Origin of the sequence: Halomonas sp. IOP_14 (assembly GCF_021021315.1) — a bacterium.
GTDB classification, from domain to species: Bacteria; Pseudomonadota; Gammaproteobacteria; order Pseudomonadales; family Halomonadaceae; genus Vreelandella; species Vreelandella titanicae.
In genome coordinates this window covers 63,996-78,424 of sequence record NZ_JAINWD010000011.1, presented here as the reverse complement: position 1 = coordinate 78,424, position 14,429 = coordinate 63,996, and the positions used below count along the sequence as shown (strand labels likewise).

The 14,429-nt window shown below is 57.0% G+C and carries 11 protein-coding genes; 7 read left to right on the top strand and 4 right to left on the bottom strand.

Features of this window, described 5'->3' with window-relative positions; all coding sequences use genetic code 11:
- Positions 1–5: 5 nt before the first annotated feature.
- Positions 6–1,277, bottom strand: a complete 1,272-nt coding sequence (locus tag K7H09_RS10865; protein WP_022523019.1) for an ABC transporter substrate-binding protein — start codon at positions 1,275–1,277, stop codon at positions 6–8.
- Between the two features lie 455 nt (positions 1,278–1,732).
- Here K7H09_RS10865 and K7H09_RS10860 point away from each other — a divergent pair, with 455 nt between their 5' ends.
- The 7 genes from K7H09_RS10860 (at position 1,733) to K7H09_RS10830 (ending at position 11,073) form a co-directional block, all read left to right on the top strand.
- Positions 1,733–3,241, top strand: coding sequence for a carbohydrate porin (locus K7H09_RS10860; protein WP_041158629.1), 1,509 nt, complete (start codon positions 1,733–1,735; stop codon positions 3,239–3,241).
- A gap of 139 nt (positions 3,242–3,380) precedes the next feature.
- Complete coding sequence (gene malT / locus K7H09_RS10855) at positions 3,381–6,086, top strand: HTH-type transcriptional regulator MalT (RefSeq protein ID WP_230804625.1); 2,706 nt, start codon at positions 3,381–3,383, stop codon at positions 6,084–6,086.
- Between the two features lie 145 nt (positions 6,087–6,231).
- Positions 6,232–7,926, top strand: a complete 1,695-nt coding sequence (locus K7H09_RS10850; RefSeq protein WP_039859196.1) for an alpha-amylase family glycosyl hydrolase — start codon at positions 6,232–6,234, stop codon at positions 7,924–7,926.
- The gene (gene ugpC / locus K7H09_RS10845) at positions 7,914–9,029 is read left to right on the top strand and encodes a sn-glycerol-3-phosphate ABC transporter ATP-binding protein UgpC (RefSeq protein ID WP_230804623.1); all 1,116 of its coding nucleotides are present in this window, start codon (positions 7,914–7,916) and stop codon (positions 9,027–9,029) included. Before K7H09_RS10850 ends, ugpC begins: the two co-directional genes overlap by 13 nt.
- Before the next feature lie 112 nt (positions 9,030–9,141).
- Complete coding sequence (locus K7H09_RS10840; RefSeq protein WP_041158625.1) at positions 9,142–9,666, top strand: DUF3455 domain-containing protein; 525 nt, start codon at positions 9,142–9,144, stop codon at positions 9,664–9,666.
- 118 nt (positions 9,667–9,784) lie between these two features.
- Positions 9,785–10,339, top strand: a complete 555-nt coding sequence (locus tag K7H09_RS10835; RefSeq protein WP_223828136.1) for a sigma-70 family RNA polymerase sigma factor — start codon at positions 9,785–9,787, stop codon at positions 10,337–10,339.
- Positions 10,336–11,073 (top strand): anti-sigma factor, encoded by a 738-nt coding sequence (locus K7H09_RS10830; RefSeq protein ID WP_027958700.1) that lies wholly within the window; start codon positions 10,336–10,338, stop codon positions 11,071–11,073. Before K7H09_RS10835 ends, K7H09_RS10830 begins: the two co-directional genes overlap by 4 nt.
- 17 nt (positions 11,074–11,090) lie before the next feature.
- On the opposite strand, the gene trkA is transcribed toward K7H09_RS10830, so the two are convergent.
- Genes trkA through K7H09_RS10810 form a run of 3 tightly spaced genes read right to left on the bottom strand, consistent with a single transcriptional unit; the run spans position 11,091 to position 14,429 of the window.
- Positions 11,091–12,575 carry a Trk system potassium transporter TrkA gene (gene trkA, locus K7H09_RS10820; RefSeq protein WP_330165616.1) on the bottom strand — a complete coding sequence of 495 codons (1,485 nt, stop codon included), beginning with the start codon at positions 12,573–12,575 and terminating at the stop codon, positions 11,091–11,093.
- Positions 12,572–13,294 (bottom strand): response regulator, encoded by a 723-nt coding sequence (locus K7H09_RS10815; RefSeq protein ID WP_041158623.1) that lies wholly within the window; start codon positions 13,292–13,294, stop codon positions 12,572–12,574. Before K7H09_RS10815 ends, trkA begins: the two co-directional genes overlap by 4 nt.
- Entirely contained in the window at positions 13,284–14,429 is a 1,146-nt protein-coding gene (locus K7H09_RS10810; RefSeq protein WP_041158622.1) for a sensor histidine kinase, read from the bottom strand. The genes K7H09_RS10815 and K7H09_RS10810 overlap by 11 nt, the downstream gene beginning before the upstream one ends.

Genomic DNA, 14,429 nt, shown 5'->3' with positions numbered 1-14,429 from the left:
CAGGGTTACCAGTTGCGACGCTTCAGGCGAGCCAATTCGTCTTCAAGATCAGCGACCGCTTGAGTGCCATCTTTAGTGCCGGAAAGCACGTCATGGGAGGTGCTGAAGAAGGCGTTACTCACCCGGCCATAAGCATCACCGGTGGGGGCAGAGGGGCGAGCGACCGCATTGACGAAGGTGTCGTAAAGGGTGCCAAAGAAGGGCACGGCTTCAAGCACTTCGTCATCCTGGTAGAGGGCGTCGATAGTGGGGTTGTAAGAGGCCTGTATGGCGCGACGCTTCTGTTCCTCTTCACCGGTCAGGAAGGCGACCAGGTCGGCGGCCAGCTCGGGGTGTTCGCTGTAGCGCGATACCGCCAGGTTCCAGCCGCCCAGGCCAGCGGCACTTTGGCCGTTTTCGCCACCTGCGGGCAGTTGGGTAACACCTACTTTGCCGCGAACGTCACTGTCTTCGCTTTGGGCCAGTGCCCAGGCGTAGGGCCAATTGCGCATAAACACGGCACCGCCGCTTTGGAAGACGCCGCGCGCTTCCTCTTCGGTGTAATTGAGCACACCGTTAGGCGAAATATCACCAATCCACGATGCGGCTAGGTCGAGTGCTTCTGCGGCGTGTTCGTTGTTAATGCTAATTTCGCCATCGGCTTCCACCACTGTGCCGCCGCCAAAGCTGGCTACCCACTCAAGGGCGTTAACGGTCAAACCTTCATAGGAGCGCCCCTGGAAGACATAGCCCTGCATACCGTCTTGGCCCTCAGCGCGCTCGGCGTCTTTGATCTCGCGGGCAATTTCGGTGAGTTCTTGCCAGGTTTTTGGCACGTCATGGCCATACTTTTCCAGCAAGTCTTCGCGGTAGTAGAGCACGCCCGCATCGGTGAACCACGGCATGGCGACTAAACGGTCATCGATGGTGTTGTTGGTGACGATGGTGTCAAAGTGCCCGGCAGCGGCGTCATCGCCAAGCACTTCTTTGAGGTCGAGTAGGTGATTGGCGAGTAGGCCGGGCCACACCACGTCAATCTGCATCACATCGATATCGCTGGAGTTAGCCGAAAGGATCTGCTGGTAGAGCGAAAGGCGCTCGGTGGAGGAGTTGGGCGTTGAAACAACATCGACGCTATGGCCGGTTTTCTCTTCCCAGGCGCGTACGCCTTCCTGGCACAGCGTCAGCTCTGCGCCGACTGCGCCACAGGAAATGGTGAGTTCTTCAGCCTGAGCTTGGCTTGTTGCACTCAGCGTGCTGGCTACTGCGATGGCGGTAGTGATTAAAGTCTTTTTCATAACGGCGTACCTCGACGTTTATTGTTGTGGATGGTGTGGCTTCTAAATTAGCGTTAATTCACAAACTCAACGTTTGTTCAATGGCTCTCTTAATCTTTATCTTAATCGATTAAGATTGTGCTGCTCAGTTAGCCGCTTTGATCGAGGAAGTTCAATAGCGACTTTTGTCTAACGGCATTGTTCAGTTTTCACTAAATAAAATCGTTCCTTAGACATTAGTCGCTAATTAGCAACTAGCCGTTGGTAAAAAGAGACTTAATCGATTAAGTTTTGGCTACCTTTCCTTAAGCGCCGTGGCGTTTAGCAGCAAAGCCACTACCTCCTGGGTGAACCGTGCAAGGGAAGTGTTATCGATTCGATCTTAATCGATTTAGGCAAAAGCGCTTACAGGCAGACGCTTAAAAACAGGCGCTAATAAACAACCGCTTGCCAATAACAATAGGGTACTCAAAACAATGCATAAAATGACATTTAAAACGCCGTTAGCCATTGCTATTGCCACCGCCAGCTTGGGAATGAGCGGTGCTGCTTCGGCACAAATGACCATGGAACAACGCTTTGCCGAGCTTGAAGCCCGCATTGAAGCCGCGGAACAGCGCGCTGATGCCGCCGAGCGCCGTGCCGAGATTGCCGAGCAATCACAGTCGACTGCCGTGGCGACAGAGAGCGACGCGGAGATCGAAGAGCGTCTGGCTCGGGTGGAGCGTTACGCCGATGGCGAAGAGGGTTTCTCGTTCAACGTTTATGCGCGTTCAGGCTTGTTGATTGGCGAAGATGGTAAAAGCGAGAATGCTGGCCCTTACCTGACACCCGCGGGTGGAGAGGGCGGCGCCGTTGGCCGTTTAGGCAATGAGCCGGACACCTACGCTGAAGCTATTTTCAACTACCGCATGCAGTTCGATAACGGCGCCAAAGCGCTTTATCGCACCATGATTGCTGACGGCACGACCTCCAGCAATGACTGGACTGGTGGCGAGTCCGATCTCAACGTGCGCCAAGTGTTTGCTGAATTCAGCGATCTTCCCAGCTTTACCGGCGCATTTGAAAACGCCTCTATCTGGGCCGGTAAGCGCTTTGACCGCGATAACTTCGATATCCATTGGCTCGACAGTGATGTGATTTTCCTGGCCGGTACCGGTGGCGGTATCTACGACATGCAGTTGGCAGACAACTGGAAATCTAACCTCTCGATTTATGGCCGTAGTTTTTCTGACTATCCGATTGTTGACCGCGAGAACCCCGGTCTTGAAGGCGACACCGACAACCTGATCCTGACCTCCAACAACTACTTCGGCAACTGGCAGTGGATGGTCAACGGTATGTCCGCTGCAGACAACGACGAGCGCGACATTGATGTCGGCCAAACTGCTGCCGATACTGGTTTCCACACCATGATTGCTTATCATGGCGACAGCTTCTTCGGCATGGGCGAGGGTAGTTTCAAAGCGGCCGTGCTGCATGGTCAGGGGTTAGGCGCCGAGACCAAAAGTATTGGTTCACGGGGTGATCTAACTGATGACGCTACCGCCACGCGCCTAGCGCTCTATGGCACCACTTATATTGCCCCGCAGTGGCGCGTTGCCCCCTCCATTCTGGCTGAAACCAGCGAAGACCGTTATGCCCAGGGCGATAAGTACAACTGGGCAGGGCTCAACGTGCGCCTAGCCAACGAGTTAACGCAGAACTTCGAAATGCAGTACGAAGCGGGCTATCAGTGGATGGATCTCGATCCCCAGGGTTATAGCGGTCGTAACGCCGTGGATGGTGGCTTCAGCAAATTCACGATTGCGCCCACCTTCAAGCCTGAAGTCGGCGGCTTCTGGCAGCGTCCTGAGATTCGTCTGTTCACCACCTTCAGCGATTGGGATGACGACCTTAACAACTACGGTGCCAGCTCACTGGGCAACGAAGGCTTTACCGGTGGTCAGTGGACTTTCGGCGTTCAGACCGAGGTATGGTTCTAAACCGATGTAAGTTGGTTAGCGTTTAACTGTTTCTTCTCCAATGCACTTTGCCCGCGACATGTCGCGGGCTTTTTTATAGCTTTAAAAGAATTTGTGAATAGTATTTATGGAGGGCTAGCAGGGTTGCTCAGGAGCGTTTATGTCACTACTGCAAGAGAAATTAAAAGCGCCGCCACTACCGCTTGGTGTAGTGGCCCGGCCGCGCCTTAATGACCGTTTCGGGTTAGATGAACGTGTCCGCTTACTGATGGTGCAGGCGCCTCCAGGCTATGGCAAAACCACGCTGCTGGCTGAGCGGCTGCCCGCGCTGGAGCAAGAGGCCACTTGGCTAGGCTTGGATCAGCGCGACAACCAACCCGCGCGGTTTTTAGCCTACTGGCAGGCAGCGCTCGATGGACTGTTAATCGAGCACATACGGCTTTCACCCGTGGCAGACGATGGAGACTGCGTGGAGCAGTTAGAGCGCTGGCTTGGCGAATTGCCTGAGCAGCGCTCGCCGTGTCGTTTGGTAGTGGATAATTTTGAGCACCTTAGCCACCCGGATATCTTAGCTGGGATCGCCCACTGGCTGCGTCATCAGCCGCCTTGGCTAACGTTAACGCTGGCCAGCCGCTCAAGGCCAGCATTGGGTTTGGCAAGCCTGCGGCTAAGAGGTGAACTCGAAGAGATCGACCTTCACGCGTTGGCCTTTGACAGCGAGGAGGCGCAAACCCTGTGTGCCGAACAGTTGAGCTTTCCCCCCACGCGAGTCAGCCTGGAGCGTGCACTGCGCAGAAGCGGTGGCTGGGTAATGGCGTTGAGCTGGCTGGTAGAGCGCACCACCACGCGGGCAGGGTTTGACGCCCTGGTTGACCGGTTAAGTGGTGCCCACCCAGACTTTGCCGCTTGGTTTGACGAACTGCTCTCCGCTGCACTGCCATTGGAAGAGCGAGAGCTAATGCTGCAACTGGGGGTACTGGAGCGCTTTTCCCCCGAGCTTATGGCCCGACTACTGGAAGGGGAGCGCTTGACCCAGCGCCTGGAGGCCTTTGAACAAGCGGGGCTATTTATTGAACGCCCAGACCCGCATGCTCAGTGGTACCGCTTTCAACGACTGTTTGGCGAGTACCTCCGTCATCGCCGTCATGAGCTTAGTTTGGCCACCCAGCGCGTGCTGCACCAGCGCGCAAGCCAGGCGTGGTTAGCCTTGAACGATCCGGTGATGGCTCTGCGCCAGGCGATACTCGCCGAGGCCCCCGATGATGTGGCAAGCCTACTGACCGCCCATGGACCCGCCTTGCTGGCAAGCGGCGCCTATTCACTGTTGGCCAAGGGCTTCGCCCTGCTCGGTGAGCCGCGGCTCTCTACCTGTCCGGAACACACGCTGCTCTATGGCTGGGTCTCCCATGCTCAGTTTCAGTTTGATATTACCGCACGCGTAATTGGCTGGATTGAAGCACAGTTGCACGCGTCAGAGTGGCAGTTGCTCAGCGCTGAATTCGCTACGCTGCGCGCCCAGTTAGCGATTAACCAGGGCGATGCCGAGCGAGCCGCACCGCTGGCCGAGCAAGCGCTAGCCGTGCCCGCCCGCTATTTAGCTTCCACGCCGCTGACTGCCACTGCCATCTTAAGCGAGGCGCGCTTTGTGCTGGGCTATTTGGAAGAGTCGCTGCAGCGGGTGCGCGAGGTAGAGCGTCAGGCCCGCCAGCGTGGCGATCATCAACTGCTGCTCTGGTCGTTTTGCCATCAGTCGGAGACGCTGGTGGCTCAGGGGCGCCTACAGGCCGCCTACGATATTCAGGAGCGCGCCTTTGCCCACCTGGAGCGCGCGGAGCTTGAGCACCTGCCCGTGGCGGAGTTTCTCTACCGCATTCGCAGTCAGGTACTCTGGGAGTGGCACCGGCTGGATGAAGCCGAGCAGGCCGCGCTGAAAGGCATCGCCGTGCTGGATAACCAGGGGGAGCGCTGGACACTTCAGTGTCATATCCAACTGGCCAAAATCGCCCAAAGCCGTGGCGACCAAGCCCAGTGCGCTGACCATATTCGGCGGCTGCGCAAAATTCTCGCAGAAGGGGATTACCATATTGACTGGGTGGCGAATGCTCACGCTACCCTGTTGGCCTGGTGGCACTCCACCCAGGATCTTGATGCGGTAGAGCGCTGGCGCCAGGAAGCGCCGTCCCCCATTACTGAAGGGGCCACCAACCACTTTTCCCAGTGCAATGTGCGCAACCACGCTCGGGCGCTCACGCTGCTGGGGCGCTTTGATGAAGCCTGCATGCTATTAGAGGCCCTTGAAGTGCACACTCAGCGCTTGGGGCTGGTCACGGATGCCAACCGCAACCAGATCTGTCTCGCGGCAGCGGCGTGGTATGCAGGAAGAGAAGAGCATGCCTGCCAGCATATGCATCAAGCGCTGAGCTTGGCTTCCCGCACCGCCCTGGTGGGCAGCTTTCTGCGACTGGGCAAACCCCTTGGGGAGTTGCTCAATCGGTTGCTCGACAGCGGCACCTTGGATGCCTTAGAGCAGGCGAGGGCAGAGCGGTTGCTGGCGCTTGCGGGGCGCCAGAAGGATTTTGGCAGCGCCCGACGCTTAATGCTGGATGAAACGGTGATCGCTGATATTGTCGCCCGGCCAGATGTCCCCGAGCTGATCCGCACTTCGCCGCTCACTCGCCGGGAGTGGCAAATCCTGGGGCTGATTCATGCCGGGCTTTCCAATGAGCAGATCGCCGAGCAGCTGTCGGTGGCGCCTACCACCATCAAAACCCATATCCGCAGCCTCTATCAAAAGCAGAATATTCGACGCCGCGACGAAGCGATTGCCCTGGCGGGACAGTTGCTGGCGCATATTCAGGGGGAATAAGTCGACAGACGGGCTACTCCTAACGCCTACGCCCAGAGTCACCCTGGGGGGAGGATTTTATCTTGTGAGCAACCCTGCATCATGCCGAGTAACCAGCAAGAACTATGTCAAGAACTGTGACAAGAACTATGGCAAGGACAAAACAATGATGCAGACAACCTCTACTTCCCACTACGTTGGTAGCCAAGGGGCCGACTGGTGGCGCGGCGCCGTGATTTATCAAATCTACCCACGCAGCTTTATGGACAGCAACGGCGACGGCATTGGCGACTTAAAAGGCGTGATCGACAAACTTGATTACATCGCCTCGCTTAACGTCGATGCGATTTGGTTGTCGCCGTTCTTTACCTCACCGATGAAAGACTTCGGCTACGACATCAGCAACTATCGCGATGTTGATCCGATGTTTGGCACCCTGGAGGATTTCGACCGTTTAGTCGAGGGTGCCCATGCCAGGGGGCTAAAAGTCACCATCGATCAAGTCATGTCGCACACTGCCGATCAGCATGCCTGGTTCGAAGAGAGTCGCCAAAGTCGTGATAATCCCAAAGCCGACTGGTACGTTTGGGCTGACCCTAAGCCCGATGGCGCGCCGCCCACTAACTGGCAATCCGTGTTTGGCGGCAGCGCCTGGCAGTGGGACACCCGCCGCTGCCAGTACTATCTGCATAACTTCCTGGCTAGTCAGCCGGATTTAAATTTCCGCACACCTGTGGTGGTCGATGCCATGCTGGAGGAAGTGCGCTTCTGGCTAGAGCGGGGCGTGGATGGCTTCCGGCTGGATGCGGTGAACTTCTGCACCCACGGCGAGCTAAAAGATAACCCGCCGCGCCAGGAGATTACCGAAAGTTTTCTAGGCGTTCGCCCCGACAATCCCTACGGCTACCAGCTTCACCAGTACGATAAAACCCAGCCCGAAAACCTGGTGTTTCTGGAGCGGCTGCGCGCTCTGTTGGATGAGTACCCCGGTACCACCAGCGTGGGCGAGGTAGGCGATGACGACGCCTTGGGCGTGATGGCGGAGTACTCCCAGGGCGGCAAGCGGCTACACATGTGTTATTCGTTCAACCTGCTCACCGATAAATCTGACCCCGGCTACTTGCACGAAACGCTAACCGAAATGGAAGCACGCATTGGCGATGGCTGGCCCTGCTGGGCGCTGGGCAACCACGACGTGACGCGGCTGGCAACTCGCTGGCAGGCAGAAGGGCAGCTGGATAAGCTGCGCCTTTATATGGTGTTTCTACTCACTCAGCGCGGTAGCGTATGCCTTTATCAAGGTGAAGAGCTGGGTCTGCCCGAAGCTCAGCTAACGTTTGAACAGTTGGTTGACCCTGCGGGAATTACCTTCTGGCCCGCTTATAAAGGCCGCGATGGCTGCCGAACACCGCACCCCTGGCAGGCCGATGCCCATCATGCGGGCTTTAGCAGCGCCACACCTTGGCTGCCGGTGCCTAATACTCATGCTAATCTCGCTGTTGATCAGCAAGATAACGACACTGATTCATTGCTCAATGCCTACCGCGATTTTTTAGCCTTCCGTCGTACTCAGCCTGCGTTGGTGAAGGGCGATGTGCGCTATCACGCTGTGCGTGACGATGTGCTCTGTCTTGAGCGCACCTACCAGCAAACACGGTTACTAATTGCTCTGAATTTTAGCGGTCGAACGGTCACCCGTTCGGCGCCTGAAGGCGCTGAAGCCATTGCCGGTGCCCCCGCGTGGCTAACCGGTGAGTGGCAGGGCAGCCAACTGTCGCTTCCGCAACTGTCCCTTCCGCCCTATGGCGTGGCCATTGCCCGCTGCTCCCAGCTAGAGGAGAACGCACTATGGGACGTCTAACGCTAAGTGGTATCGGTAAATCTTTTGATGGCGTGGAAGTCTCGCGGGATATCGATCTCACCATCGAAGACGGCGAGTTCGTGGTGTTTGTTGGCCCCTCCGGCTGCGGAAAATCCACGCTGCTGCGCATGATTGCCGGGCTTGAAGATATCAGCGAAGGGGATATGCAGCTGGATGGTCAGCGAATCAACGAGATTCCGCCCCAGGAGCGGGACATCGGCATGGTGTTCCAATCCTACGCCCTCTACCCGCATATGAGCGTGGCCGAGAATATGGCCTTTGGCCTGAAGCTGGCCCGCACCGACAAAGCGGAAATTCGTCGCCGCGTTCAACACGCCGCTGAGATGCTGCATCTCACCGAGCTATTGGAGCGTAAGCCTAAAGACCTCTCCGGCGGTCAGCGCCAGCGGGTAGCCATTGGCCGCACGCTGGTCAAAGAGCCTGCCGTGTTTCTGTTCGATGAGCCGCTCTCTAACCTGGACGCCGCGCTGCGGGTGGATATGCGGGTGCAGATCGCTGCGCTGCATAAGCGCTTGAACGCCACCATGATCTACGTGACTCACGACCAAGTGGAGGCGATGACGCTGGCTGACCGCATTGTGCTGCTTTCCCGGGGAAGAATCGCCCAGGTAGGTGCGCCTCTCTCGCTTTATCACTTTCCCAAAACCTTAGAGGTAGCGGAGTTTATCGGTTCGCCGCGCATCAATACCTTCCCGGTTACGGTAGTCGACCCAGGTGAGCGCCAAACGGTGGTGCGTTTGCCTAACGGGGAGACACTGACGGTCGCGGTCAATGGCAAGCACCTCCATTCCGGTGATGGCGCCACTTTGGGATTGCGGGCAGAAGATTTTGTATCGCCCGAACAGGCGGAGGCTCGGCTGACAGCGAGATTAATGGTGGCGGAAAAGCTGGGTTACGAAACCCTGGCGCATCTGCAGGTAGACGGTATAGACGCTACCTTAACCCAGCGTTTGGATGGCTTAACGCAACTAACCGAAGGCCAAACGATCGACTTGGGTTTAGCGGGCCAGCATTGCCATCTTTTTGATCTACAGGGGAGTGCCTGCCCGCGGCAGGTGGTGGTAGATGGGGTAAGCCAATAATCGCCCATCTTATTTTTTTCAATAAAAGTGCATCCAATACGTCTCCTCGCGGGTAATCCCTATACAGGCGCTATTTAAGGCGGCTGATAAAAACCCTTTTAGGAGACTGAAAATGACCATCCAACCTCTTACGCGTGCAGCACTCGCCGCTACCTTGATTGCATCCTTCAGTCACGTCGCGCTGGCAGACATGACGCCCGCGGAAGTCCAGGTGCCGGACGGCAACACCGTCGCTCTCGAAACCGTAGGCGTTGGCGCTATTACCTACATGTGCGAAACCCAGGACGACGGCAACATGGGCTGGGTATTCAAAGGCCCCCACGCTGCGCTTAACGACAGCGAAGGCACACAGGTAGGAAGCTATTACGGCCCGCCAGCCACCTGGGAAGCGTTGGATGGCTCAAAAATTACCGGCACTCAGCTAGCCACGGCCGCTAATGGTGATGGCAACATTCCACTTCAATTTGTGGAAGCCAACCCGGCTGAAGGCGAAGGTGCTATGAGCGGTGTTAGCTACATTCAGCGCCTGAACACCCAGGGTGGTGTTGCCCCGGACGTCACCTGCGATATGGATCACGACGGAGCCACCGCGGTAGTGACCTACCAGGCGGACTATATCTTCTGGGTTGCTGAATAAGTCGACTGGAATGTTAATTCCGCTGGGGGCTCGTCTGTCGAGTCCCCAGCGGCTATGCTGTCTCTGAGAACGACGACTGGCGTCGGTGCCGTCACCAGGGAGCTAGGGTTTGACTGACGTGTATTCAGAATTTGATCATGCTGCGGCATTAGCCAACTGTGCCCGTGGCGAGCATGACGCCTTGCACCAACTCTATGTTCATGAAGGTGCCCGACTATTAGGCGTCGTCATAAGAATCGTCAAGGATCGTGGTATGGCCGAGGATATTGTCCACGATGCCTGTCTTAATATTTGGCAGCATGCCGATAGTTTTGATCCCGCCAAAGGATCCGCGCGGACGTGGATATTTAGCGTGGCGCGTCACCTGGCACTGAACGCTATCCGTTATCGCGACCGTGAAGTCACTTTTGATAATCACGATCCCACCGAATTAGATCTCGATGAACATTTTCAGCACGCCTTCGTTGCCGATGAAGCCTTCGATTGGCAGACCGGCCAGCGGATGGATAGCTGTTTGGAAGCGCTTGAGCCTGAGCGGCGTAACTGCGTACTCCATGCCTATGTTGACGGCCTTAGTCATGCGGAAATTGCGGCGCATACCGGCGCGCCGCTGGGAACCGTAAAAGCCTGGATCAAACGCAGTTTGCTGCGCCTACGGGAGTGTATGGCATGAGCCGCCCCAGTCAGCACGAACACCAAGACGACCATACTTTAGCGGGTGAATACGTGCTGGGTACGCTTTCGTTAGAGCAGCGTAAGGCGCTAGAGGCCCGGCTACCTAACGAGCCTGAATTGCAACAAGCCGTGATGGCTTGGGAAGAGCGTTTCTTGCCCTATACCGCTATCACCGACCCGGTAACGCCTTCTGACAATTTATGGCCGCGTATTGAGCGCAGCTTAGCGTCACGGGAAGCGCTTGCTAAGCGTGCTCGACCTGCCTCTGTCGTGCCGCCAAGACCTCGCCGCATGCTGCACAGCCTGCCGCTTTGGCGCGGCGCTGCCGGGTTTGGCTTAGCGGCGGCGTTAGTATTGGGCGTAATGCTGGCCAATGAAGTAACTGAACCGACGACCCCCGAGTACATGGTGGTTCTGCTTGCTCCGCAAACGCAGTCAGCGGGTTGGGTAGTGCAGGCCTCATCACGCCAGGAAATCGAGCTGATCCCATTGGGTACTTTCGAAGTACCTGAAGGTAAAGCGCTTGAGTTTTGGACCAAAGCAGATGAGTGGCAGGCCCCGGTATCGCTGGGTTTAGTGGAGCCAGGGCAGCCGATCCGTTTGCGCTTGGATGAACTGCCGCCTCTTGAGGATAACCAGCTATTTGAGCTAACGCTGGAAGACGAAACCGGCTCACCAACCGGCCTGCCCACCGGGCCGATTGAGTTTATTGGCCGCGCGGTCGAGATTTAGCCACTCAAAAGCGCCAGTTAAAAGAACGTCAAGCCGACCTGGAACAGGCGCTCCACGTCGCGAATGCGGCGCTTGTCGATCACGAATAGAATCACGTGGTCACCGCTCTCAACCATCACATCGCCGTGGGCGATGATGACTTCCTTGCCGCGCACAATCGCACCGATGGTGGTGCCGTCGGGCAGTGCGATATCGCGGATGGTACGGCCTACCACTTTTGATGACGGCTTGTCGCCGTGGGCGATGGTGACTTCCGTGCCGCGCACAATCGCACCGATGGTGGTGCCGTCGGGCAGTGCGATATCGCGGATGGTACGGCCTACCACTTTTGATGACTGCTTGTCGCCGTGGGCGATGGCTTCAATGGCCTCGGCGGCGCCCCGGCGCAGCGAGTGGACGTTGACGATATCGCCCCGGCGCACGTGGGTCAGCAGGCTGCCAATGGTCGCCTGCTGGGGAGAAATAGCGATATCGATCTCGCCCCCCTGCACCAAGTCCACATAGGCGGCGTTGTTGATCAGCGTCAGCACCTTCTTCGCCCCCAAACGCTTGGCGAGTAGCGACGACATGATATTGACCTCGTCGTCGTTGGTCAGCGCGCAGAAGATATCGCACTCTTCGATGTTCTCTTCTTCCAGCAAACGCTTGCTCGTGGCGCTGCCGTGGAGCACCACGGTGCGATCCAAACGCTCAGAGAGCGTGGTGCAGCGATCCAGGCTGTGTTCGATGATTTTAACCTGGTGACTATGCTCCAAATGCTCTGCCAAGCGTTCGCCGATATTGCCGCCCCCGGCAATCACTACCCGACGGAAGTCCCGCTCGACGCGGCGCAGCTCGCTCATTACCGCGCGAATATCCCGCCGGGCAGCGAGGAAAAACACTTCGTCGTCGGCTTCGATGACCGTATCGCCACGGGGGATAATTGGCCGATTACGCCGGTAAATCGCCGCCACGCGGGTATCCACGTTGGGCATATGGCGGCGTAGAAAGGCCAGGTCTTGGCCTACCAGCGGGCCGCCGTAGAAGGCCTTTACCGCCACCAGCTGAACCAAGCCACCGGCAAATTCCAGCACCTGTAGGGCCCCGGGGTGCTCGATCAGACGGCGCACATGGTCGGTCACTACCTGCTCGGGGCTGATCAGTACATCAATGGGAATCGCTTCGTGGGCGAATAGCCCTTTGCGGGTTAAATACGCCGTGGCACGCACCCGGGCGATCTTAGTGGGGGTGCGAAACAGCGTATGGGCGACCTGGCAGGCGATCATATTGATCTCGTCGCTGTTGGTGACAGCGATCAACATATCGGCGTCTTCGCAGCCTGCCTGGCGCAGCACAATGGGGTAGGAGCCCGCCCCGGTAACGGTGCGAATGTCGATTTTGGTGTGCAGCTCACGCAGTTTTTTGGCGTCAGTATCAACGACAGTGATGTCGTTCTCCTCGCGGGCGAGGTGCTCTGCCAATGTGCCGCCGACCTGGCCGGCGCCGAGAATGATGATTTTCATAGGGTCTTGTCCTCACTGTCGGGCTCAAGAAAGAGTCGGTAACCGATGCCGGGTTCGGTTTGTAATAGGGTCGGTGATTGGGGGTCGTCACCTAGTTTTTGACGTAGCTTGCTCACCACGATGCGTAAATAGTGGGTATCTTCCTGGTGGGTTGGGCCCCACACCTGGCGCAATAGCTGCGTTTGCGTGACCACACGCCCAGCGGAGGCAATAAGCTGTGCCAGAACAGCGAACTCTTTAGGCGTCAGATGAATTGCCTCGCCGTGCATGCTCACTTGGTAAGCGGCCAGGTCGACCATCAAACCGCCGTGTTGGAAACGCTGAACGGTTGGGCTGGCGCGACGCCTTAATAGGGCTCGAATACGTGCCAGCAGCTCTTGAATGCCGAAGGGCTTGGTGACGTAGTCGCTTGCACCATTATCCAGAGCGCGCACTTTTTCAGTCTCATTACCGCGCACTGACACAATGATCACGGGTATCTCGCTGTGCTGGCGGATCGCATCCAGCACCTGCTGACCATCCATATCCGGCAAACCAAGATCCAGCAAAACAATGTCGGCATTGGGCGCGAGGGCAGTCGCATTGAGTTTTTCCAGCCCTTCGCGACCACTGGCCGCCTCAATCACCTGAAAGCCTTGGGAAGTGAGGCTGATACGTAAAAAGTGGCGAATGTGTGGTTCGTCATCAATCACTAAGACGCGTGCTGGATCAGTGGTCATCCTCGGCCTCTTTGCTGGGTGCCGATAGCGGCAGCGTCATGGTAATTCGGGTGCCAACACCGTCAGGCCCTGGGCTTGCATGAATTTGACCCGCGTGGGCGCCAAGCATTCCCCGACAAATCGCCAGCCCCAGGCCGCTGCCGTGCAGGCTGCGGTCCCCTTCGTTACCGGTGACAAACATATCGAACACGCGCTCGCGCAGCGCTGCGGGTATGCCAGGGCCTTGGTCGCTAACCGAAAACTGCAGGACGGAATGATCTCCGTCGCTGTTCTCATCGCTACACTGGGCCTCAATAGTGATACGGCCATGGAGGGGGGAAAAGCGCGCCGCGTTTTCAAGTACGTTGACCAGCGCTTGCTCGATCAGGGCGGGGTGAACGTAAAGTAGTGGTAGCTCTTTTGACCAGTGCTGCTCTACTTGGAAGCCTTCAAGGGCGCTGCCCAATCGCTTCCGCGCAGAAGTAACTAAATCATCAAATGCCACCCAGTCGCGCTCGATTTTCATGTCGCCATGGCCTAATCGGGTCATGTCCAACAAATTTTGTATATAGCGGTTAAGGCGTTCACTTTCGCTTAATACGCCATCTAGTAACGCAAAGCGATCCTGTTGGCTGAGCTGTGCATCCAGAGTGCGAAGCGAGCTGGCCGCGCCAATAATCGACGCTAGCGGAGTACGCAGGTCGTGGGAAATCGACGATAGCAGCGCTGAACGCAACCTCTCCTGCTCTTCAGCCAAGCGAGCGGCACTAAGCTCCAGCAAGCGTTGGCGGCTATCCCCGGCGAGCTTGCCGACTACCAGTGCGACTAATAGAAAGAACAGCAGTGTTAGCAGTTGCTCTTGCTCTTCAACCGCTAACGAAAAGTGCGGAACGGTGAAGCAAAAATTAAACGTCAGAAACCCCAGTACGGCACATAGCAGAGCTGCGTAGCTTCCTGCTAACACCGCACTGGCGAGAACCGCGGTAAGAAAAATCAGCGAAAGATTAGCCAAGGCTAGCCAGGTATATAGCCCCCAGGCGATTAGCAGAGCAATTAGCGTGCTCGCCAGCGCAATCAGGATTTCTGACGACATTGGCAAGCGCAACTGGTTCGCAATCTGCCTAAAGGGTTTGAATATTGGTTTTCTAAGTGTCAT